This window comes from Pseudomonas sp. GW821-FHT09E04 (assembly GCF_059416185.1).
In genome coordinates this window covers 538,723-560,138 of the sequence record NZ_JBWKOR010000001.1, presented here as the reverse complement: position 1 = coordinate 560,138, position 21,416 = coordinate 538,723, and the positions used below count along the sequence as shown (strand labels likewise).

Below are 21,416 nucleotides of genomic sequence, written 5' to 3'. Positions count from 1 at the left end.
AAAAAGCCAAGTCGAACTCAGGTTCTGAACAGCACGCAAATCGGCTCCCTTTCCCCCTCGCCCCCCTTGGGGGAGAGGGCTGGGGTGAGGGGGAGCGATCTCGAGCCTTACTTGCCGGCGTTGATGGTCACTTCCTTGATCGCACCCAGCTCCAGATCCCACTTCTTCAGAATCGCGTTGTAGCTGCCGTCATCCACCATGCTTTGCAACGCCACTTTCACCGCTTCACTCAGCTCAGGTTTCTTCTTGCTCACACCCAGCCCGGTGAACTGCACGGAGATCGGCTGGCCGACCGTCTTGTACATGTCCTTTTCCTGGGTCTTGAGGTACGACAGGGTCTCGCTGCCCTGCATCGCCGCATCAATACGGCTCTGACGCAGTTGGGCACGGGCGTCGGCCGAGCCTTCGGTGCCGATCACGTTGATCGCCGGTTTGCCTGCCGCTTCACAGTGCTCCTTGCTCCACGCGGCGATTTCCGCCGGGAACGTGGTGCGGCGGCTGGTGCCGACTTTCTTGCCGCACAGGTCGGTGATTTCGTTGGTCGCGGTGTTCTTCTGCAAGGTGTAGAACTGCGGGCCGCTGGTGAAGTAGTCGACGAAGGTCACGCTGGCCTGACGCTCGGCGGTGTCGGTCATGCCCGACAGCACGATGTCGACGCGGTCGGTGGTCAGGGCGTTGATCATTTGCTCGAAGCCGGTTTCCTGCCACTTGATCTTGATCCCGAGGCGCTCGGCCAAGGCGTTGCCCAGGTCGTAGTCAAGGCCTGTGAGCTTGTTGGTGGCCGGGTCCTTGAAATCCATCGGTGGGTAGTTGGGCATGATCGCGACGACGATCTCGCCTTTTTCCTTGATGCCGGCCGGCAATTCGGCGGCGAAGCTGACGCTGGAAGCCATCAGGCCTGCGAGTACTGCTGGGATAACGAAGTTCTTCATGGACGTTCTCTTATGAGTGTTGTGAAGGCCAAAGGGGCCTCAGGTTCGAACGGCAGAAATGAAGCTTTGGGTGCGCGGGTTTTGCGGACTTATTAGTATTTCTTCGGGGCTTCCAGCCTCCACGATCTGCCCGCCGTCCATGAACACCATGCGGTTGGAAACCTCCCGGGCGAAGCCCAGTTCATGGGTGACGACGATCATGGTCATGCCGGTCTGCGCCAGATCGCGCATCACCGACAGCACCTCACCGACCAGTTCCGGGTCGAGTGCCGAAGTGGGTTCATCGAACAGCATCAGCTTGGGTCGCATGGCCAGGGCGCGGGCAATCGCCACCCGTTGCTGCTGACCGCCCGACAACTCGATCGGGTAGCTGTCGCGTTTGTCGGCCAGGCCGACCCGGGCCAAGAGTTCCAGGGCTTCTTCGTGCGCCTCCTTGGGCGAACGCTTGAGCACCTGGCACGGGCCTTCGATGATGTTTTGCAGCACAGTCATGTGCGGAAACAGGTTGAAGCGCTGGAACACCATGCCGGTGGCCAGGCGCTGACGGGCGATCTGCGACTCGTTGAGTTCGTGCAGCTTGTGCCCGACGACGCGGTAGCCCACCAGTTCGCCATCGACCCAGAGGCCGCCCTTGTCGATCTTTTCCAGCTGATTGACGCAGCGCAGCAGGGTGCTCTTGCCCGAGCCGGACGGGCCGATGATGCACAGCACTTCGCCTTGCTCGACCTCGATGTTGATGTCCTTGAGCGCGTGGTACTGGTCGTAATATTTGTTCAGGGCCACAGCCTTGACGATGCTTCTCATGTTCGATTCTCCTGCGCGGCTTACGAGCGCTTGCCGGCGCCGCGAGCGAAACGACGCTCCAGACGGCTTTGACCAAAGGACAGGACGGTGACGGTGGCCAGGTACCAGATACCGGCGACGATCAGCAGCTCCATGACCCGGGCGTTGGCGTAGTAGATGTTCTGGGCGTTGTAGAGCAGTTCCGAGTACTGGATCACGCTCGCCAGCGAGGTCATTTTCACCATGCCGATGAACTCGTTGCCGACCGGCGGAATGATGATCCGCATGGCCTGCGGCAGGATGATCCGGCGCAGCGCTTGCAGGCGCGGCATGCCGATCGACTTGGCCGCTTCGTACTGGCCGGTGTCCACCGACAGCAGGCCGGCACGCACCACTTCAGCGGTGTAGGCGCCCTGGTTGATGCTCAAGCCGAGCAGGGCGGCCACGAACGGCGTCATCAGGCTCACGGTGTCGAGTTCGAACAGGCCGGGAATGCCGATGGTGGGGAAAATCAGCGCCAGGTTGAACCACAACAGCAGTTGCAGAATCAGCGGCGTACCGCGAAACAACCAGGTGTAGGTCAGCGCCACGTAGCGCAGGATCGGGTTGGCCGACATGCGCATGATCGCGGTGATCACCCCGAACACGATGCCCAGCGCCATGGCCAGCACGGCCATGATGATCGTGTTGAGCAGGCCCCACATGATCGCTTCGGAGGTCAGGAACTGGCCGATGTACGACCATTCGATCTTGCCTTCGGCGAAGGCCCGCACCAGACCGATGATCGCGATCACAATCAGCGTGGCGAAGAAGATCCGCCCGTAATAGCGCCGTGGCACGTGCTGGTATTGGGTGATGTCGAACTGGTTTTCCGCCAGTTTGCGCTCCGCCTGGAGTCGTTCTGCCTGAGTCTGGCTCATGGTGTTTCTCCGTACACTGTACTTTCAGATCAACCCCCTCCCGGTAGGAGGGGGATCCGGCTTAGAGGCGGAAGCCTTGGTAGTTTTCGGTCCACTGTTGCTGCGCAGCGAGGGCGGTTTTCAGTCGGCCGATCTGCTCGCGCACTTGCTGCGGCGCGGTGCCGCCCCAACCGCTGCGGGCAGCGATGGCGGCTTCCAGGGTCAGGCTGTCGCGCACGTCCGCCGTGAGGCGTGGGTCGATTTCGGCCAGCAGCGCCGGCGAGGCTTCCCACAATTCGAGGCTGTGTTTTTCACAGGCCTGCACCAGCGCCCCGGTGATTTCATGGGCTTCCTTGAACGGCACGCCGCGCACCGCCAGCCAGTCGGCAACTTCGGTGGCGAGGGTAAAACCCAGCGGCGCCTGACGACGCAGTTCCTCGACGTTGACGGTCATGGTCGCAACCATCCCGGCCATCGCCGGCAGCACCAACAACAAGGTATCGACGCTGTCGAGCACGCCGTTCTTGTCTTCGCTCAGGTCACGGTTGTACGACAGCGGCAGGGATTTGAGCGTCGACAGCAGGCCGGTCAGGTTGCCGATCAGGCGGCCTGCCTTGCCCCGCGCCAGTTCGGCGATGTCCGGGTTTTTCTTCTGCGGCATGATCGAGCTGCCGGTGGCATAGGCGTCGTCCAGATCGACCCAGCGGAACTGGCGCGACGACCACAGGCAGAACTCTTCGGCCAAGCGCGAGATGTTGATCCCGAGCATGCTGGCGATGAACAGGAATTCGGCGACGTGATCGCGGCTGGCCACGGCGTCGATGGAGTTTTCGCAGACCCCGGCGTAACCCATTTCCTTCGCTGATTGCTGCGGCTGGCGAGCGATGGCGGAACCGGCCATGGCTGCTGCACCGAGGGGCGACAGCGAAGTGCGGTTGTCCCAGTCCACCAGGCGCTGCACGTCACGCAGCATCGATTGGGCGTGGGCCAGCAAGTGATGGGCAAACACGATTGGCTGCGCCTGCTGCAGGTGGGTGAAACCCGGACAGATGCTGTCGACGTGCTGCTCGGCCTGATTCACCAGCGCCGTTTGCAGGGCCAGGACTTCCACAGCCAGGGTGCGCACGTGATCCCGCAGGAACAGGCGCAGGTCGTTGGCGGTCTGGTCGTTGCGCGAACGGCCGGCGCGCAGCTTGCCGCCCAGTGCACCGAGGCGTTCGGTCAGCAGGCGCTCGATGAAGGTGTGAACGTCTTCGTCGTCCAGCGTCGGGGCAATGCGCCCGGCAGCAAAATCGGCACCGATGCCGTCCAGGGCTTCGATCATCGTGCGGGTTTCCTGCTCGTCCAGCAGGCCGGCACGTTGCAGTTCCCCGGCGTGGGCCTTGGAGCCGGCCAGATCGTACGGCGTCAGGCGGAAATAGCGCTCGGGGCAACGGGACAGGGCCTCCAGGGCTGCGGACGGGCCGCTTTTGAAACGGGCACCCCAGAGACGGTCGGTGGTTTGAGACATTTGTTGTTTTCCTCGTCGGTAACGCGAACTGAAATCGGTGTGCTGGCCCTGAAAATCGCGCTGGCTATTTAGCGAACAGCAGCAACGGACAGAATCAGGCCAAAGCAGTTTTCAAGAGGGCAGTTGCAAAGAGACAAGAGCTGATCGAAGTGTCAGCTTTTAATGTTTGGCGATCAGTGAGTTGGCACTGATGTTCGGGAATTTTTGGCGGTTGCCAAGGCTTGTTTTCTGTGATCATTATTATTAGCCGGCGATGTTTTTGTTGTTGGACACAGATTGTTGAACATTGCGCCAGAGGTAAATCAGCATTATGGAAACCCCACTTTCCAATTCCGGAAACCCGCCGCTGAAAACGGCTCACCGAGCACCGCTGGCCCTCAGCGGACTGGATTTCAAACTGCTCAAGGTGTTCAAGGCCGTGGTCGAGGCGGGAGGCTTCAGCGCCGCGCAAAACGAGCTGAACGTGGGCCTTGCGGCCATCAGCAAGCAGATCTCCGACCTGGAAATCCGCATCGGCATGCGCCTGTGTACCCGGGGTCGCGAGGGGTTTCACCTGACCGAAGAAGGGCGCCTGGTGTATCAGGCGTCGATTGATCTGTTCGCCTCGGTCGACAACTTTCGGGATCGGCTTAGTTCAGCGCAGAACGAACTTATTGGCGACCTTGGCGTGGGGGTGATCGATAATACGATCAGTGACCTTAATTCACCGTTAGTTGCAGCGCTTAAAAGAATAAATGAAGAGTCGCCGAAAGTAAGGTTTCAACTTCAGGCCACTCAGCTGGATGAGGTGGAAAGAGGGGTGGTAGAGGGGCGCCTGGTGGCGGGAATAGTGCCGGTCTATCAAAAGCGCGAAGAGTTTGATTATTACCCGTTATATGAAGAACGTTCGGAGGTTTACTGCGCTGTCGGCCATCCGTTGTTCGACATGCCGGAAGCACAAATGAACAGCGACGTGCTGCAGGATTACGAGTGCATCAACCACCGCTACGCGATCCATCGCGACAAACTCAATTTTGCCCGCTACGACAGTTTTTCCGCCTCGGCGACCCAGGTCGAAGCCGTAGCGCTGCTGATCAAGACCGGGCGCTTCGTAGGCTTCCTGCCCCGGCATTACGCGGCCACGCTGGTGGCGGCGGGGCAGTTTCGTGCAGTGCTGCCGGAGCGAATCAACATCGCCACGCCGTTCAATCTGATCCTGCGTCACAACACCGTGCGCAGTCCGTTGGTGAAGGCGTTCGCTCAGGCGTTGGGCGTTGATCTGAAGGCGCCGCTGTAATTCAGCCGAGCATCAATCGCATCGCGCAACGTCGCTCACCGGGCAAACCGTGGGCGATTTCGTCGTTGAGTACCTCGATCAAACGGGGTCCGGCGTCCACTTCGTTCAATGGCACGAAACCCATTCGTTGATAGAACGGCGCATTCCACGGCAGGTCGCGGAAAGTGGTCAGTGTGATCGCCTCAAGTTGTTGCCGTCGCGCGTGTTCAATCACGCCCAACAGTAACTTGCGACCGATGCCTTGGCCCTGAAAGTGTTGGCTGACGGACAGTTCTTCGACGTGCAACTGGTTGTCGATTTCAACGGCCCTTAAAAAACCGGCAAGTTGTCCGACAGTATTTTCTGCGACCCATACATGTCCCTGCTCGATGGCCTGCAAATGCTGTGCGGCGTCGGGTACATTGCTGTCGGCGAGCCAGGCCAGTGTCGGGTCGAGGCGGAACAGCTCGGCGGCCGAGCGTTCGATGGCGGGGAGGGTGGCCGCGTCGGCGGGCCGGGCGAGGCGAAGCGTGAATGTCATGCGTTAACTGCCGAAGGCTGTGATCCTGGGAAAGTCCGCAAGATCGCAGCCTTCAACGAGGTCTACAAGGGTTTCAGGTACAACAGCACGTAATCGTTCTTGTCGAAACGCCCGGTCAAGACCGGTTGCAGGCCGGCCAGCGGCGTACCTTGCAGCGATTGCAGGTCCTTGCTGTCCATGATCAGCCAGGCCGGGGCATTGAGCGCTTCCAGTTGCTGAACGGTTTCGGTGAACTGCGGTTGCAGGTCCTGTTCGACGTTGACCATGAACTTGATCGCCTTGGCGTCTTTGCCCATGCCGTGCAGCACCAGCGGAGCCGGGTTCTGTTGAACCTGAGCGAACGCAGCGCGACTGAAGGCACGGGTGTCGTAGAGATCACGTTCTACCGGCTCGAACACCGCCGCATAGACCGTCCACAACGCCAGCACCGCGCTCAGGGCCAGCACTTCAGCGCGCCAGCGCGATTTCCACAGTCGGGACAACGCCAGCAGTTGCAGCACGCCCAGCACGATCAGCACCGGCATGACACCGGTCAGCACGCCCGGAAACCTGCGCTGCGCCACCAGCAACGCAACCATCAGCAGCGCCGGCGTCAGCAGCCAAAGCCCCTGAATGATCCCGCGCAACCACGCGAACACCCGACCATGAGCCACCTGAAACGGGTACGCCGCGATGATCGCCGCCATCGGCAACATCGGCAGCAGGTAACGTGCCTTCTTCGCCTGTGGAATCGACAGGCCGACCATCACGATCAACCCGGCCACCGCGCAATACTGCACCAGCCGCAACGCCGGCCCGCGCTGATGCGGTTTGCTCAGCCATGCCGCTGCCAGGACCACCAGCGCCAGTGGATAGGCCAGCGCGTAGTTGCCCAGCGAACTGGTGAAGTAATACAGCGAGCCGCTGACGCCCTCACTGCCATCCATGCGCCCCATGAACTGCATGCGGATCACGTCTTGCAGAAAGGCCTCGCCACCGCTGAGCTTGGCCAGCCACAACAGCAGACCGACGCAGGCGGCGAGCAGGATCGACGCCAGCACACCGAACACTAACAGCCGTGCCCATTGGCGGTTGAGCAGGTAATAGCTGCAGAGCATGCCGGTCGGCACCACAAGGCCGATCGGCCCGCGAATGCCGAAGCCCAGCAACAACAGGGCAAAGATCAGCGGCCAGCGTCGGCCGGAGCCGAAATGGTCGTGTGCGTAGCCCAGGTAGAACACCGACAGCGCCACGGCAGCCAGCATCAGGTCCTGCGACACCGCCCGGACTTCCGTAACGAAGGTGCTGGTGAGCATCAGCAGTGCAATGCTGATCAACGCCCAGCGTTGCGAATGCACCGCCAGCAAGCGGTACATCAACGTCACGATCACCCCGCCGGCGATGGCGCTGGGCAGCCACGCCGTCAGCGTATTGATCGCGCCGAAGGGCAACGACAACAGCCAGATGAACAGCGTCGAAACCGCCGAATAATCGGCGTACGGCTGGCCATACGTGGTCGGGAATACCGTCGGCCCGTGTCTCAGCATCTCCTGGGCAAACAGTACAAAACGTGAATCGAAGCCAATGGGTGCCTGTCCGTAAACCCCGGCGATAAACAACAACAGTGCCAGCAGCCCTGCGATCAGGGACTGCTGGCGGATGGCAGGCGACAACGGGATCAAGCGACGTCCGCAGTGTTAGGCCATTGTTGCAGCGGGATCGGCAATTTGCGCGAATCCCCACGGCCGATCGGGAAGTACTTGAAGCCGTTGCGTGCCAGGCGATCGGCGTCGTACAGGTTACGGCCGTCGAAAATCACCGGGTCCTTGAGGCGTTGCTGGATCAGGTCGAAGTCCGGGGCCTTGAACTGCTGCCATTCGGTGCAGATGATCAGCGCGTCGGAACCGGACAGTACCGATTCCGGGGTGCCCATCAGCATCAGTTTTTCTTCGTTCGGGTACAGATGCTGGGTTTCCTGCATCGCTTCCGGGTCGAAGGCGCGAACGCTGGCGCCGGCGGCAAACAGCGAATCGAGCAGCACGCGGCTAGGCGCGTCGCGCATGTCGTCGGTGTTCGGCTTGAACGCCAGGCCCCACAGGGCGAAGGTCTTGCCGCGCAGATCACCCTTGTAGAACGCATTGATGCGGTCGAACAGCTTGTGCTTCTGACGCTCGTTGATCGCTTCGACCGCTTGCAGCAGGTCGCTGGAGCAATGGGCCTGTTCGGCACTGTGGATCAGCGCGCGCATGTCTTTGGGGAAGCACGAGCCACCGTAACCGCAGCCCGGGTAGATGAAGTGGTAACCGATGCGCGTGTCGGCGCCGATGCCCTGGCGTACCGACTCGATGTCTGCGCCCAGGTGTTCGGCCAGCTCGGCGATCTGGTTGATGAAGCTGATCTTGGTCGCCAGCATGCAGTTGGCGGCGTATTTGGTCAGTTCGGCGCTGCGCAGGTCCATGAACATGATGCGGTCATGGTTGCGGTTGAACGGCGAGTACAGGTCGCGCATGACATCGCGCACGTCATCGCCTTCGCAGCCGATGACGATGCGGTCCGGACGACGGCAGTCGGAGACCGCCGAACCTTCCTTGAGGAATTCCGGGTTGGAGACGATATCGAACTGCAGTGCACGCCCGGCCTTGTCCAGCGCGGCCTGAATGTGCGCACGCAAGGTGTCGCCAGTGCCGACCGGTACGGTGGATTTCTCGACCAGGATCAGCGGCTGCTCACGATGACGAGCGACGGCATCGCCCACCGACAGGACGTATTTCAAATCGGCCGAGCCATCCTCGCTGGACGGAGTGCCCACGGCAATGAACGCTACGCGACCGTGCTGTACGGCAAACTTTTCATCGGACGTGAAGTGCAGGCGGCTGGAATCCAGGCCTTCACGGACCAGACTCGACAGCCCCGGTTCGAAAATGCTGACGTGACCCTGGCTGAGCAGTTCGACCTTCTTCTGATCGATATCCATGCACACGACATCATGGCCGACCTCGGCCAGAACCGCGGCTTGCACCAGGCCGACGTAACCGCTTCCAAATACTGTGATTTTCATGGAGCACTCCTCAAATCGGGCGCTTTTGCCGGACGAGTGTTGATAGTGATGACGCCGAGCATGACCAGTGCCACGCCCAGTGATTTGGTAAAACTGAAGGATTCGTTGAACAGCGGCAGACTGGCCGCCAGCAGATACACCAGCGCGTAGCTGATGCTCAGCAGTGAATAGGCCCGGCCCAGCGGCAGGTCGCGCAGGGCGGCGAGCCAGCAGAGCATCGACAGCGCATAGGCGAGAATGGCCGTGAACACCACCGCCAGCGCCGTCAGATTGACGTTGCCGGTGGTCAGCGCGGACAACCATTGTTCAGGCTGCGGCAGGCGCGTCATGCTCCAGCGCATGCCCAGTTGGGCGCCGCTGACCAGCAACACGCTGCCAAGGGCGAAGCCGATGCCGCGTCCCTGGTTCATGACTGTTGCCCCAGCAGTGCCACGCCGCCGATCACCAGTGCCACACCGATCCAGTGCTGGCGATCGATCGGTTCGCGAAACACGAAACGCGCGATCAGCGTAATCAGCACAAAGTTGAGGCTGAGCATCGGGTAAGCGATGCCCACTTCAAGGCGTTGCAGCACCAACAGCCAGACCAGCAGACCCGAGCCCAGTGCGAACAGGGCCAGCCACAACCACGGCGAGCGCAGTTTGTCGGCCCAGGACGAGTCGACCCCGCGCCAGCTCTCCACCGCATACTTTTGCGCGACCTGGCCCAGGCACGTCAGCAGACACGCGGTCAGCAACAGCAACCAGCTCATGACGGATCCTTGGGCAGGACCATGATCACCAGGTTGCCCTGCTCATAACGCGTGCCGTCCTTGGGCAGCAGGTCGACTTCGTGCAGCTCGTCGTCGCCCTTGACCCGCATGACCACGCCGACCGAGCCGGTGCGGCGGGCATCACGCACCCACTGCTGGACTTCATCGGTGGTGATCCGCTGTTCGGCGCCTTCAGGGTAGGACAGGCCATATTTCAGCTCGCCCACGGTGTTGTACAACGCCACCTTGGGTTGCTTCAGACGCCAGGCCAGTGCCGAGGCGGCCCCCAGATCGTTACTCAACAGGTGAGTGGTGCCGGACAGTTCGTCGAGGTGATGCAGGATGAACTGGTCCGGGGTCTTGTTGGCCACCACGGACTTCGGCAACGCGGCCGGCAGCACACCGATCAGCAGCAGGCTGCCGAGGGCCGGAGCCGCCCAGCATTGCAGTGGCAGAAACGCTTGCGCCAGGTTGGCGATGATCCAGCCGATCAGGGCGATGAACACCAGCACCATGCTGTGCAGTTCGTGGTCGTACACCGGTTTTTTCAATTGCAGGTAAACCAGTGCGATCAGCGTGATGACGCCCAGCACCAGGTTCAGCAGGCCATTGACGCTCAGTGCCCGACCTTGTTCCAGACGCAGACGGTCGGCCAGTGCATGGCCCAGCAACAGCGCCAGCGGCAGCAGGCACGGCAGGATGTAGGTCGGCAGCTTGCCGTTGGCCAGGCTGAAAAACGCCAGTGGCATCACCAGCCACAGCAGCAGGAAGGCAATGCCCGGTTGAGCACGAGTCTGCCAGGCCTGCTTGAAGGCCGGCGGCAGCATGCCGACCCATGGCAGGCTGAACGCGACCAGCAACGGCAGATAGAACCACCACGGCGCATCATGTTGAGCGTCGTCACCGGCAAAGCGGCGGATGTGTTCGTGCCAGAAGAAGAACCGCCAGTAGTCTGGCTCCTGCGCGTGAACCGCGAGGACCCAGGGCAGGCTGACGATGATTGCCACGGCAATCGCCACCGGACCGTAGATCAGCAGCTCACGCCAGCGCTTCTGCCAGAGCATCCACGGCAGGGCGATCAGCACCGGCAGCAGCCAGGCGAGAAAACCCTTGGTCATGAACCCCATGCCACAGGCCAGCCCCAACACCGCCCAACTGGCCAGACGTTGCCCGGTACTGCGGCTGTCGACGGCAAACCACAGCGCTACGAGGCTCAGGTTGACCCAGAAGGTGAACTGCGGATCGAGGTTGGCGTAACCGGCCTGGCCGGCGACGACGGTAAAGCTCATGTAGAGGAGGGCGCAGATGAAGCTTTTGCGCGGCTCGTTCCACAACCGGCGGGCGATCAGGAAACACAACAGCACACTCAATCCGGTGCTGAGGGCCGAGGCGAAACGCACACCGAACAGGTTCTGCCCGAACAATTCCTGGCCGAGCGCGATCATCCAGTAACCGGCAATCGGTTTCTCGAAATAACGCAGGCCCATGAAATGCGGGGACACCCAGTTGCCGCTCAGCAGCATGTCCTGGCTGATCTGTGCGTAACGGGTTTCATCGGGAATCCACAAGCCATGCGTGCCGAGCGGCAGCAGGTAGGCCAGCAGAAAAAGTCCGATCAGCAGCGGCAATGCCCAGCGTTTGCTCATGCGCCTTGCACTCCCAGCCAGCCTTCACGGCCTTCGAGGGCGCCACGTTGCACACGGCCGACAGGCAATGTGTTGAGAAACTCGGGCAGCAGGTCGCCCAAAGGTTTGAACTCGATGTGTCGCTGGCGTGCATCGGCCAGCAATCGACGAAACTCTTCGGCCATCAGAATCCCTTCTACTTCGGCATGAATGGTGTAGTTGTTGAGGTTGTCCGGACGGAACCGGTCAAGGATGAAGGTGTTGAAGTCCTTCGCCGCCACGGTCGGGCCGACCACTTCGTCGAAGGTTGGCATGTCCACCGGAATCTGCGGCGCACCCACCGAACCATCGGCCAACAGAGGTCGAAACACCTGTTGCCCGCGGCAGTCGCTGTTGTAGCGAAAACCGAAGGTTTCCTTGGCTTCGATCACACGTTCGTCCGCACGCCAGCCGGCGGCGGCCGAGCACTGGATCTTCTCGCCGATGATGTCGCTGAGGGTGTCGACGCCGCGACGGATCTGCTCGATCAGTTGCGCGTCGCTCCAGGTGCCGGCATTGGCCTGCCAGCCATGGTGATCCCAGGCGTGCAGGCCGACTTCATGACCGGCGTCCCGGGCCTGACGCATCAGGTGCCCGAGATCGCGACCGATCGGCTTGCCGGGCCAGGCGGTGCCGGCCAGCAGAATGTCCCAGCCGTAAAGGCCGGCAGCATTGGAACGGAGCATTTTCCAGAGGAATTGCGGGCGGATCAGGCGCCACAGATGTCGGCCCATGTTGTCCGGGCCGACACTGAAGAAAAACGTTGCCTTGACCTGCGCTTCGTCGAGGATTTCCAGCAGCCGGGGCACCCCTTCACGGGTGCCTCGGTAGGTGTCGACATCGATACGAAGACCTGCCTGCATTAACGCTTGTCCGCGATTTCGAGCATGGCTTCACGCAGGAAGAAGTCGAGCGTGTTGCCGATGGTCTCGCGCATTTCCACGGTCGGCTCCCAGTTCAGCAGGCGCTTGGCGTTGGCGATGCTTGGCTTGCGGTGTTCCACGTCCTGGTAACCGGCACCGTAGAACGCCTTGCTTTCCACGTCGCGGAAACCGGCGAATGGAGGGAAGTTGGAGCGCAGCGGGTGAGCTTCGAACTGACGCAGCAGTTCTTCGCCCAGTTGACGGATGCTGGCTTCGTTTTCCGGGTTGCCGATGTTGATGATCTGGCCGTTGCAGACATCGTTGTCGTTATCGATGATGCGTGCCAGGGCTTCAACGCCGTCAGCGATGTCGGTGAAGCAGCGTTTCTGCTCGCCGCCGTCGAACAGGCGGATCGGCGTGCCTTCCACCAGGTTCAGGATCAGCTGGGTGATGGCGCGGGAGCTGCCGATACGGGCCGAGTCCAGACGGTCCAGACGCGGACCCATCCAGTTGAACGGACGGAACAGGGTGAAGTTCAGGCCTTTGGCGCCGTAAGCCCAGATTACGCGGTCCAGCAGTTGCTTGGAGACCGAGTAGATCCAGCGCTGCTTGTTGATCGGGCCGACGATCAGGTTCGAGCTGTCTTCGTCGAAGTTCTTGTCCTGGCACATGCCATAGACTTCGGAGGTCGACGGGAAGATCACGCGCTTGTTGTACTTGACGCAGTAGCGAACCAGTTTCAGGTTCTCTTCGAAGTCCAGTTCGAACACGCGCAGCGGGTTGCGGGTGTATTCGATCGGCGTGGCGATCGCCACCAGTGGCAGGACCACGTCGCACTTCTTGATGTGGTACTCGATCCACTCGGAGTGAATGCTGATGTCGCCTTCGACGAAGTGGAAGTTCGGGTGGTCGCGCAGACGGGAGATGGCGTCGGAACCGATGTCCAGGCCATAGACTTCGTAGCGGTCGTCACGCAGCAGGCGCTCGGACAAGTGGTTGCCGATGAAGCCGTTGACGCCCAGGATCAGCACGCGGGTGCGGCGTGGTGCACGGCCGGACTCGGCGCCGCGCAGCAGCGAACCGTCCACCAGACCGAGTTCGTTGGCCAGTTGCGGGCCGCTCAGGTACAGGCCGTTGTCGTTGCGCTGACCGGCGTTGATCACCAGCGAGTCTTCACCGCAGGCAATACGCAGCGGATCGACGCTGATCACGCGGCCAGGGGCCTGACCTTCGTTGCCCTTGACGACTTCGGCGCTCCAGACGATCAGCTTGTGCTCGCCCACGGCGCAGAAGGCGCCCGGGTAGGGACGGGTCACGGCGCGAACCAGGTTGAACAGCTCTTCGGCCGGTTTTGCCCAGACCAGCTTGCCGTCAGCCGGGGTACGGCGACCAAACACGGTGGCTTTGGATTCGTCTTGCGGGGTTTCGGTGATCTTGCCTTGCAGCATGTTCGGCAGGGTGTCACGCAGCAGATCGCTGGCAGCGGTGCGCAGCTTGGCGTGCAGGCTCAGACCGGTATCGCTGCGCTCGATGGCCACGCGTTGCTGGGCGACGATGGCGCCGGCATCAGCGCGCTTGACCATGCGGTGCAGGGTAACGCCGGTTTCGGTTTCGCCGTTGACCAGCACCCAGTTGGCCGGTGCGCGACCACGGTAGCGTGGCAGCAGCGAGCCGTGCAGGTTGAACGCACCTTTTTTGGCGAGGGCCAGCAGCGGCTCGCTCAGCAGGTTGCGGTAGTAGAACGAGAAAATGTAATCCGGGTCGAGCTTGGCGATGCGCTCGATCCACAGCGGGTGGTTGGCGTCTTCCGGCGCGTGCACCGGAATGCCCTTGTTGGCGCACAGTTGCGCAACCGAGGCGTAGAAGGCGTTTTCCTTCGGATCATCGGCGTGAGTGAACACTGCTGCAATGTCGTAGCCGCTGTTCAACAGGGCTTCAATGCCGGCGCAGCCAATATCGTGGTAAGCGAAGACAACGGTTTTTGCACTCATGAGAGAACCTGATCGGAAGAAGTGGAAGTAGAAGAGAGACCATCAACGGTGACCGCAGGTGCCGGGGAGGCCGGCTGACTGCGCAACACCTTTTCAATGAAGAAACGCGGGCGAGCTCGCACGTCGCTGTACATGCGCCCCAGGTATTCACCCAGCAGGCCCATACCGATGAACTGGCCACCGGTAAACACGAACAGCACCGCAAACAGTACGAAAGTGCCGTCACCGGCCCAGCCCGCGCCGAACGCCAGGCGCAGGATGATCAGCGCAACGGCGAACAGCACACCCAGACCGGCCATGGCGAAGCCGACGATGCTCAACAGACGCAACGGCGTGGTGGTCATGCAGGTGACCAGATCGAACATCAGGTTGATCAGGCGCATCGGGCTGTATTTCGAATCACCGTGTTCACGCTCGGCGTGGGCCACGACGATTTCGGTGGTGTGACGGGCGAAGCTGTTGGCCAGGATCGGAATGAACGTGCTGCGTTCGCGGCAGGCGAGCATCGCGTCGATGATGGTGCGGCGATAGGCGCGCAGCATGCAGCCGTAGTCGCTCATGGCCACGCCGGTGGAGCGTTGCACGGCGAGGTTGATCAGCTTCGACGGATAGCGGCGCAGGGCCGAATCCTGACGGTTACCGCGCACGGTGCCGACCACGTCGTAGCCTTTTTCGGCTTCGGCCACCAGACGCGGGATTTCTTCCGGCGGGTTTTGCAGGTCGGCGTCGAGGGTAATCACCACGTCGCCCTTGCACTGTTCGAAACCGGCCATGATCGCCGCGTGCTGACCGTAGTTGCGGTTGAGGATGACCGCTACGAACGGGCTGTTTTCACGCCCGGCGGCTTCCTCGAGCATGTTGGCCGATTCATCGCGACTGCCGTCGTCGACCAGCACGATTTCGTAGTCATGTTTGAGTTGGGCGCAGGCCGCCTCTGTGCGCCGAAGCAGCTCAGGCAGACTGTCCTCTTCGTTGTAGACCGGGATGACGATCGACACGCATTTTATCGGGTAAGGTCTCACGAGCGTTTGTCCATAAGGGTGGCGATGGCACCGACAACACGATCCAGATCCTGGTCGGTCATGTCGGGGAACAGCGGAATCGAGCACAGCCGCGCCGAGTTCCATTCGGTGTTGGGCAGATACAGATCAGGGTCACGCTGGCGGTACCAGGTGTGCAGGTGGGTGGCAATGAAATGGATACCGGTGCCGATGCCTTGCTCCTGCAAACCTTTCATGAAGGCTTCGCGATCCATCCCGCAGCGCTCGCTGTCGATGCGCAGGATGAACAGGTGCCAGGCGTGCTGCTGGGCGTACTGCGGCACGGCCAGCGGTTGCACCGGCAGACCTTCGAGCTTTTGCAGGTATTGGGTGGCCAGTTCAGTACGGCGGGCGTTGATGGCGTCCAGACGCTGCAGTTGCACCAGGGCAATCGCGGCGTTGATGTCGGACAGGTTGTATTTGAAGCCCGGTTCCATGACCTGGGCCTGCGGTTTGCGGCCACCGGTCAGGCGGTCGTAGGCATCGACGCCCAGACCGTGGAACTTGAGCATGCGTACACGGGCGGCCAGGGCTTCATCGTCGGTGACGAACATCGCGCCTTCGGCGCAGGTCATGTTCTTGATCGCGTGGAACGAGAAGATCGCCGTGCCGTGTGAGCCGACGTGGCGGCCCTTGTAGCGGGTGCCGGCAGCGTGGGCGGCGTCTTCGATGACTGCGATGCCATGCTTGTCGGCCAGGGCATACAGCGGATCGAGATCGAACGCGGCGCCGGCGTAATGCACGGGAATGATGGCTTTGGTGCGCGGCGTGATGGCGGCTTCGATGCGGGCCGCGTCGGTCATCAGGGTGTCGCGGTCGACATCGACGAACACCGGCGTGGCACCGAGCAGGGAAATCATGTTGCCGGTGGAGACCCAGGTCTGCGAAGGCGTGATGACTTCATCGCCAGGGCCAATGCCCAGGGCCAGCAGGGTGATGTGCATCCCGCCGGTGGCAGACGACAGTGCAACGGCGTGCTTGCAACCCACGTACTGCGCGAACTGTTCTTCAAGTGCCTGGTTTTTCGGCCCGGTGGTGATCCAGCCTGAACGCAGTACCTGTTCGACGGCCGCAATTTCCTCATCGCCAATACTCGGGCGGGAGAAGGGGAGAAACGCCTGACTCATGGACACCTCATTGCGATAAAAATGGACAGATCCATCTGTTCATCGGATCCAATCCCAGCGTAGACGCAAAAAACGGGTTTTGCATCAACGAGTTGCTGGAGCAGCAAGACGTCGGGGGTTGGTTGACTTTTCAGGCGTTGCCCGGCAGGTTGGGCGGTACCGACTGAGGACCTATCCACCTAAGGTTATTCCCGATTTTGTGAAAGGAATATGAAAAACCGGTCGGTGAATCGTTTATCTGAAATTCATACAGCCGCTGTTCAGACTTCTGCGGTTTTATCGGAAAAGTCCTACTACAAGACTCTTCTTTACATCAAGTTCATTGCAGTTGTTAGTTGTTGTGCTGGACTGTTTTTACTCAAGGCCTTTCGTTTGAGCAGCTTATCCGTTACCCCTTCAGAATCCATCAGAAGTAACCCTTTGTCCTTGTATCTGGCGCGTTTGGCACCCTCCAGCCAACTCACCATGCGTTACGTTTTGCAGGATGCCGCCGACCGTCTCGGCTTTGAAGACATGAATGTCGAGGACATTCCGTGGCACGCCTTACAACCCGAAGATGTTGTGGCGTTAGTCGCGGCATTGCGTGCAGACAACTATGCCCCCAACACCTCTTCACTTTATGTAAATGCCATTCGCGGCGTGATGAACGAAGCCTGGCGCATGAGCCTGATCTCTCAGGATCATCTTTTGAAGATGCGTTCGGTCAAGGGCATCGCCGGCACGCGACTGTCTCAGGGGCGCAATCTGAAGCGCACGCTGATTCACGAACTGATGGAAGTCTGCGCCGCCGACCCGCGCCCGCAGGGGCTGCGTGATGCTGCCGTGATTGCGCTGTTGTACGGCACCGGAATGCGTAAATCCGAGTCAGTGGACCTGGATTTGAACCAGGTGGATTTCACTGAACGCAGCCTGTGCGTCAACGCCAAGGGCAACAAGCAACTGATCAAGTACGCACCGGCCTGGGCGTTCGCCAAACTCAATACCTGGCTGGAATTTCGCCGTTCCGAGCTCAAGGAAGGTGAAAGCGACGATGCGTTTCTGTTCAACCGCATCCGCCGTGGCAGCCACATCACCCGCGAGCGCATCACCAAACATGCGATCTATTACATCGCCCGCCAGCGCGGCACGCAGGTCGGGGTGAAGATCATGCCCCACGATTTCCGCCGTTCATTCATCACCCGGGTGATCGAGGAGCACGACCTGTCGATTGCCCAGAAACTGGCGCACCACAGCAATATCCAGACGACCGCCAACTACGACGTGCGCGACGACAACGAGCGGCGCCGCGCCGTGGATCGTTTCGATCTGTAGCTGAACGTCAGGACGCTTCGAAGACGTGGGCGGCCCCAAGTATCGACAGTTGCACGGCGCTGCCGGCCGGTGGCGCGTGCATGCCCGTGCTGCGAACCAGTAGCGAGCGGCCAGCTTCTTCGTTGACGCTGGCGCAAAGTTCGACCGTCAGGGTGCAGGTATTGCCGCCGAAGTCGCGTTCGGTGACGACGGCATTGCAGCCCTCCGAGTCGGCGGGAAGGTCGGACAGCTGAAGCTGTTCCGGGCGTAGCATGATCTGCGCCGGGCCGGAGAAACCGTTGCTGTTCACCGCGATCCGTCCCAGATCGCAATGGGCCCAGCCGGCCTCGATCCGCGCCGGCATGACCACCGCTTCACCGAGAAAACGTGCGGTCTGCTCGTCGTCCGGATAGCGGTAGAGGTCCATCGGATGCCCCGATTGCACCAGTCGTCCGTCACGCATGACGGCCAACTGGTCGGCAAACGACAGCGCTTCGCTTTGGTCGTGGGTGACCAGAATCGTGGTCACACCGGCCTCTTCGAGCAGGCGGGCGACCATTTTGCGCATGGCGCCGCGCAGGCCGGTGTCGAGGGCGGAAAAGGGTTCATCCAACAGCATCAGGCGTGGTTGCTGGGCCAGTGCCCGGGCGAGTGACACCCGTTGCTGCTGGCCACCGGACAGTTCGTGGGGCCAGCGCGCGGCCATGTTGGCGTTCAGGGCCACACTGTCCATCAGCGCCTGAATGCGCTCGGTTCTGGTGCTGCCGGTCTCGCTGAGCCCGAAACCGATGTTGTCCGCCACGGTCATGTGCGGAAACAGCGCGCCATCCTGCGGTACATAGCCGATCTGCCGCTGGTAGGCGGGCACGGCGTGGGTGCTGTCGACCAGCGTCTGGCCGTTGAGCGTCAGGCTGCCGGCATCGGGAAATTCGAACCCGGCGATCATTCGCAGCAGCGTGGTCTTGCCGGAGCCTGACGGGCCGACGATCACGGTGCGGCTGCCCGTCGGAACGGACAGGTTGATGGTGTCCAGCGCCGTTTGCGCGCCGAAGGATTTGCTGAGATTGATGATGTCGAGAGCGTTCATCGGCCGGCACTGCGCCTGGATTGGTGATAGAGGATGGCCGTGAGCGGCAGCGAAAGCACCACCATCAGCAGCGCGTAAGGCGCTGCGGCGGCGTAGTCGATTTCGCTGGTCATGGCCCAGAAACCGGTGGCCAGGGTGCGCGTGCCATTGGGCGCGAGCAACAGGGTTGCGGTCAATTCATTGGTGATCGCCAGGAACACCAGCGCTGCACCCGCTGCCGCACCGGGCGCGGCCAGGCGCAGGGTGATCAGCCACAAGGCGCGCAGGGGCGAGCGACCGAGGCTTTGCGCGATGTTTTCCAGCTCCACCGGCGCCTGGGCGAAACCGGCACGCAGGCTGACCAGCGCTCGCGGCAGGAACATCAGCAGGTACGCCAGCAGCACAGTGATGGTGGTCTGGTAGATCGGCCGGGCGAAGTGGATCGTCACGGTGACCAGCGCCAGTGCCACGACAATCCCCGGCAGAGAACTGGTGATGTAGTTACAGCCTTCAAGCAGACGCTGCAGCTTGCCGGGCGCGCGGATCGACAGCCAGGCAATCGGAATCGCGGCAAGGCTGGTCAACAACGCCCCGGCCACGCCGAACGACAGGGTCTGAAGCAGCGCCGGCAACAACTCTTCGCCTTGCCAGACCTCGGCGCCGCCCGCGATCAGCCACTTGCCCAGCGTCAGCATCGGGACGCCGAGCGCCAGCAGGCAGGTCAGGACTTGCAGGCACAGGCCCAGCGCGGCGGTGCCACGTTTGAGGCGCACGGTCCGCTGTTCGCGGGCGCTGCCGGAACCGACCCGGGCATAACGTGCCTGGCCTCGGGCGCTGGATTCAACGGTCAGCATCGCCAGACAGCACAGCGCCAATACACTGGCGAGCATATTGGCGGCCGGACCGTTAAAGGTGGATTTGAACTGATCGAAAATGGCGGTAGTGAACGTATCGAAGCGGATCATTGCGTACAGGCCGTACTCGGCCAGCAGGTGCAGACCCACCAACAGCGCACCGCCACAGATCGCCAGCCGTAATTGCGGCAAGACCACCCGGAAGAACACCGCCCACGGCTTGAGGCCGAGGGATTCGGCAACGTCTTCAATCGCTGGGTCGAGGCGACGCAATGTCGCTGCGATCGGCAGATAAAGGAACGGAAAATAGGCGATCACCGACACCAGCACGCCGGCCGGCAATCCATTGATCGACGGAATCAGACTGACCCACGCGTAACTGTGCACGAACGCCGGCACCGCCAGCGGCGCGACCGCCAGCAGTGACCACAATCGTCGCCCTGGCAGATTGGTGCGTTCGGTCAGCCAGGCGAGAGTGGTGCCGAGCACAATGCAGATTGGCAGGGTGATCAATACCAGCAATACGGTGTTGATCAGCAGTTCGGCCACCCGGGGGCGGAAGATCAAGGCTTCGATGGTCGCCCAACCGGTGTACCACGACACGCCGATGACAAAACCGATCGGCAGTAACGACAGCAGTGACACACCGATCGCCAGCACGACCACCCAAGGGCTCCCGCGACCGTTGAGGGCGCGGGTCCTGCGTGAAAGGTTGGCGGGGGAGGCCGCAGCGATCCCCGCCGGTAAAGTTTCAGGCATCAATTACAGCAGTCCTGCCTGGGTCATCAGTTCGACGGCTTTCTTGCTGTCGAGCTTCGATGCGTCGACTTTTGGCGCGTCCAGATCCTTCAACGGCACCAGTTTGGCGTTGGATGCTGCGTCCTTGCCCACGGCGTATTCAAAGGAGTTGCCGGTGCGCAAAACTTCCTGGCCCTGCTTGCCAGTGATGTACTGGAGGAATTTCTGAGCCTCGTCCTTGTGCTTGCTGGACGCCAGCACGCCACCGCCGGAAATGCTCACGAACGCGCCCGGGTCCTGATGCTTGAAGTAGTGCAGGGCGGTGTTCTTGCTGTTTTCGCCGGTCTTGGACTGATCGACGAAGTAGTAATAGTGATAGATCACGCCGCTGTCGATCTGCCCGGCATTGACCGCTTTGAGCACGGAGCTGTTGCCACGGTAGGCGGTGAAGTTGGCTTTCATGCCCTTGAGCCATTCAAGGGTGGCGGCTTCGCCTTTCTGTTCCAGCACGGCGGCAACGATGGCCTGGAAATCCGCACCGGCAGGCGAGGCGGCCCAGCGGCCTTTCCAGGCAGGGGAGGCGAGGTCCGTCAGGGATTTTGGCAGGTCTTTTTCCGCCAGTTTCGCCGGGTTATAGACGAATACGGTGGAGCGAGCGGCGATGCCGACCCATTGGCCGTGCGCCGGACGATAGGCTGCGCCCACTTGTTCAAGGGTGGCCGGTGCTACCGGGGCGAACAGCTTGGCATTGTCCACCAGCACCATCGCCGGGGAGTTTTCCGTCAGGAACACGTCTGCCGGAGAAGACGCACCTTCCTGCACGATCTGGTTGCCCATTTCCGTGTCGTCGCCGTTACGGATCGTGACCGGGATCCCGGTTTCTTCGGTGAAGCCGGCGACCCACGCCTTGGTCAGGGTTTCATGCTGGGCGTTGTAGACCACGATACCAACCGAGTCGGCGGCAAACACCTGGCCGGCAGCCAGCAGCGCCGTCGCCAGAGCAGCGTGCTTCAGAAAGGACGGAATGGATGAACTCATGACGGGGCAGCTCCTGTTTTTTAGACGTTATGGGCAA

At 61.4% G+C, this 21,416-nt stretch carries 19 protein-coding genes; 2 read left to right on the top strand and 17 right to left on the bottom strand.

Annotated elements, in window-relative coordinates; translation table 11 throughout:
• Positions 1-107: 107 nt before the first annotated feature.
• The 4 genes from AC07N4_RS02540 to argH form a co-directional block, all read right to left on the bottom strand.
• The gene (locus AC07N4_RS02540) at positions 108-932 is read right to left on the bottom strand and encodes an ABC transporter substrate-binding protein (RefSeq protein WP_249486042.1); all 825 of its coding nucleotides are present in this window, start codon (positions 930-932) and stop codon (positions 108-110) included.
• Positions 933-971: 39 nt separating this feature from the next.
• The gene (locus AC07N4_RS02535; RefSeq protein WP_096821469.1) at positions 972-1,736 is read right to left on the bottom strand and encodes an amino acid ABC transporter ATP-binding protein; all 765 of its coding nucleotides are present in this window, start codon (positions 1,734-1,736) and stop codon (positions 972-974) included.
• Between the two features lie 20 nt (positions 1,737-1,756).
• Positions 1,757-2,635, bottom strand: a complete 879-nt coding sequence (locus AC07N4_RS02530; protein ID WP_096821468.1) for an amino acid ABC transporter permease — start codon at positions 2,633-2,635, stop codon at positions 1,757-1,759.
• Positions 2,636-2,696: 61 nt separating this feature from the next.
• A complete protein-coding gene (gene argH / locus AC07N4_RS02525) occupies positions 2,697-4,124 on the bottom strand; it encodes an argininosuccinate lyase (protein ID WP_493064872.1) in 1,428 nt (475 codons plus the stop codon).
• 310 nt (positions 4,125-4,434) lie between these two features.
• Between argH and AC07N4_RS02520 the strand changes: the two genes are divergently transcribed.
• Positions 4,435-5,400 carry a LysR family transcriptional regulator gene (locus tag AC07N4_RS02520; RefSeq protein WP_096821466.1) on the top strand — a complete coding sequence of 322 codons (966 nt, stop codon included), beginning with the start codon at positions 4,435-4,437 and terminating at the stop codon, positions 5,398-5,400.
• Between the two features lies 1 nt (position 5,401).
• On the opposite strand, the gene AC07N4_RS02515 is transcribed toward AC07N4_RS02520, so the two are convergent.
• From AC07N4_RS02515 to arnB, 10 genes are all read right to left on the bottom strand, one after another.
• Positions 5,402-5,920 carry a GNAT family N-acetyltransferase gene (locus tag AC07N4_RS02515; RefSeq protein WP_102620034.1) on the bottom strand — a complete coding sequence of 173 codons (519 nt, stop codon included), beginning with the start codon at positions 5,918-5,920 and terminating at the stop codon, positions 5,402-5,404.
• Between the two features lie 62 nt (positions 5,921-5,982).
• Entirely contained in the window at positions 5,983-7,581 is a 1,599-nt protein-coding gene (locus AC07N4_RS02510; RefSeq protein WP_493064871.1) for an ArnT family glycosyltransferase, read from the bottom strand.
• Complete coding sequence (locus tag AC07N4_RS02505) at positions 7,578-8,957, bottom strand: UDP-glucose dehydrogenase family protein (protein ID WP_096821463.1); 1,380 nt, start codon at positions 8,955-8,957, stop codon at positions 7,578-7,580. The genes AC07N4_RS02510 and AC07N4_RS02505 overlap by 4 nt, the downstream gene beginning before the upstream one ends.
• Positions 8,954-9,367 (bottom strand): 4-amino-4-deoxy-L-arabinose-phosphoundecaprenol flippase subunit ArnF, encoded by a 414-nt coding sequence (gene arnF, locus AC07N4_RS02500; RefSeq protein WP_493064870.1) that lies wholly within the window; start codon positions 9,365-9,367, stop codon positions 8,954-8,956. The genes AC07N4_RS02505 and arnF overlap by 4 nt, the downstream gene beginning before the upstream one ends.
• On the bottom strand, positions 9,364-9,708 hold the full coding sequence (arnE, locus tag AC07N4_RS02495; RefSeq protein ID WP_065257283.1) for a 4-amino-4-deoxy-L-arabinose-phosphoundecaprenol flippase subunit ArnE: 345 nt from the start codon (positions 9,706-9,708) through the stop codon (positions 9,364-9,366). Before arnE ends, arnF begins: the two co-directional genes overlap by 4 nt.
• Positions 9,705-11,354 carry a lipid IV(A) 4-amino-4-deoxy-L-arabinosyltransferase gene (arnT, locus tag AC07N4_RS02490; protein WP_096821461.1) on the bottom strand — a complete coding sequence of 550 codons (1,650 nt, stop codon included), beginning with the start codon at positions 11,352-11,354 and terminating at the stop codon, positions 9,705-9,707. Before arnT ends, arnE begins: the two co-directional genes overlap by 4 nt.
• Positions 11,351-12,235 (bottom strand): 4-deoxy-4-formamido-L-arabinose-phosphoundecaprenol deformylase, encoded by an 885-nt coding sequence (gene arnD / locus AC07N4_RS02485; protein WP_096821460.1) that lies wholly within the window; start codon positions 12,233-12,235, stop codon positions 11,351-11,353. The genes arnT and arnD overlap by 4 nt, the downstream gene beginning before the upstream one ends.
• Positions 12,235-14,226: a bifunctional UDP-4-amino-4-deoxy-L-arabinose formyltransferase/UDP-glucuronic acid oxidase ArnA gene (gene arnA, locus AC07N4_RS02480; RefSeq protein ID WP_102620030.1), complete on the bottom strand. Its 1,992-nt coding sequence runs from the start codon at positions 14,224-14,226 to the stop codon at positions 12,235-12,237. The genes arnD and arnA overlap by 1 nt, the downstream gene beginning before the upstream one ends.
• A complete protein-coding gene (gene arnC / locus AC07N4_RS02475) occupies positions 14,223-15,248 on the bottom strand; it encodes an undecaprenyl-phosphate 4-deoxy-4-formamido-L-arabinose transferase (protein WP_096821458.1) in 1,026 nt (341 codons plus the stop codon). Before arnC ends, arnA begins: the two co-directional genes overlap by 4 nt.
• Positions 15,245-16,393, bottom strand: coding sequence for a UDP-4-amino-4-deoxy-L-arabinose aminotransferase (arnB, locus tag AC07N4_RS02470; RefSeq protein WP_096821457.1), 1,149 nt, complete (start codon positions 16,391-16,393; stop codon positions 15,245-15,247). The genes arnC and arnB overlap by 4 nt, the downstream gene beginning before the upstream one ends.
• A 372-nt stretch (positions 16,394-16,765) precedes the next feature.
• On the opposite strand from arnB, the gene AC07N4_RS02465 reads away from it, so the two are divergent.
• Positions 16,766-17,704: a site-specific integrase gene (locus AC07N4_RS02465; protein WP_310650451.1), complete on the top strand. Its 939-nt coding sequence runs from the start codon at positions 16,766-16,768 to the stop codon at positions 17,702-17,704.
• 7 nt (positions 17,705-17,711) lie between these two features.
• On the opposite strand, the gene AC07N4_RS02460 is transcribed toward AC07N4_RS02465, so the two are convergent.
• Genes AC07N4_RS02460 through AC07N4_RS02450 form a run of 3 tightly spaced genes read right to left on the bottom strand, consistent with a single transcriptional unit; the run spans position 17,712 to position 21,379 of the window.
• Complete coding sequence (locus AC07N4_RS02460) at positions 17,712-18,770, bottom strand: ABC transporter ATP-binding protein (protein WP_493064869.1); 1,059 nt, start codon at positions 18,768-18,770, stop codon at positions 17,712-17,714.
• Entirely contained in the window at positions 18,767-20,362 is a 1,596-nt protein-coding gene (locus AC07N4_RS02455; protein ID WP_493064868.1) for an ABC transporter permease, read from the bottom strand. Before AC07N4_RS02455 ends, AC07N4_RS02460 begins: the two co-directional genes overlap by 4 nt.
• A gap of 3 nt (positions 20,363-20,365) precedes the next feature.
• Positions 20,366-21,379 (bottom strand): iron ABC transporter substrate-binding protein, encoded by a 1,014-nt coding sequence (locus tag AC07N4_RS02450; protein WP_096821454.1) that lies wholly within the window; start codon positions 21,377-21,379, stop codon positions 20,366-20,368.
• Positions 21,380-21,416 lie beyond the last annotated feature (37 nt).

Bases quoted from the DNA above. Each gene is read 5' to 3' on its own strand.
- argH (WP_493064872.1), bottom strand. From the start codon at position 4,124: ATGTCTCAAACCACCGACCGTCTCTGGGGTGCCCGTTTCAAAAGCGGC.
- arnE (WP_065257283.1), bottom strand. From the start codon at position 9,708: ATGAGCTGGTTGCTGTTGCTGACCGCGTGTCTGCTGACGTGCCTGGGC.
- AC07N4_RS02505 (WP_096821463.1), bottom strand. From the start codon at position 8,957: ATGAAAATCACAGTATTTGGAAGCGGTTACGTCGGCCTGGTGCAAGCC.
- arnF (WP_493064870.1), bottom strand. From the start codon at position 9,367: ATGAACCAGGGACGCGGCATCGGCTTCGCCCTTGGCAGCGTGTTGCTG.
- arnB (WP_096821457.1), bottom strand. From the start codon at position 16,393: ATGAGTCAGGCGTTTCTCCCCTTCTCCCGCCCGAGTATTGGCGATGAG.
- AC07N4_RS02535 (WP_096821469.1), bottom strand. From the start codon at position 1,736: ATGAGAAGCATCGTCAAGGCTGTGGCCCTGAACAAATATTACGACCAG.
- AC07N4_RS02450 (WP_096821454.1), bottom strand. From the start codon at position 21,379: ATGAGTTCATCCATTCCGTCCTTTCTGAAGCACGCTGCTCTGGCGACG.
- AC07N4_RS02460 (WP_493064869.1), bottom strand. From the start codon at position 18,770: ATGAACGCTCTCGACATCATCAATCTCAGCAAATCCTTCGGCGCGCAA.
- arnA (WP_102620030.1), bottom strand. From the start codon at position 14,226: ATGAGTGCAAAAACCGTTGTCTTCGCTTACCACGATATTGGCTGCGCC.
- arnT (WP_096821461.1), bottom strand. From the start codon at position 11,354: ATGAGCAAACGCTGGGCATTGCCGCTGCTGATCGGACTTTTTCTGCTG.
- arnD (WP_096821460.1), bottom strand. From the start codon at position 12,235: ATGCAGGCAGGTCTTCGTATCGATGTCGACACCTACCGAGGCACCCGT.
- AC07N4_RS02540 (WP_249486042.1), bottom strand. From the start codon at position 932: ATGAAGAACTTCGTTATCCCAGCAGTACTCGCAGGCCTGATGGCTTCC.
- AC07N4_RS02520 (WP_096821466.1), top strand. From the start codon at position 4,435: ATGGAAACCCCACTTTCCAATTCCGGAAACCCGCCGCTGAAAACGGCT.
- AC07N4_RS02530 (WP_096821468.1), bottom strand. From the start codon at position 2,635: ATGAGCCAGACTCAGGCAGAACGACTCCAGGCGGAGCGCAAACTGGCG.
- AC07N4_RS02455 (WP_493064868.1), bottom strand. From the start codon at position 20,362: ATGCCTGAAACTTTACCGGCGGGGATCGCTGCGGCCTCCCCCGCCAAC.
- AC07N4_RS02515 (WP_102620034.1), bottom strand. From the start codon at position 5,920: ATGACATTCACGCTTCGCCTCGCCCGGCCCGCCGACGCGGCCACCCTC.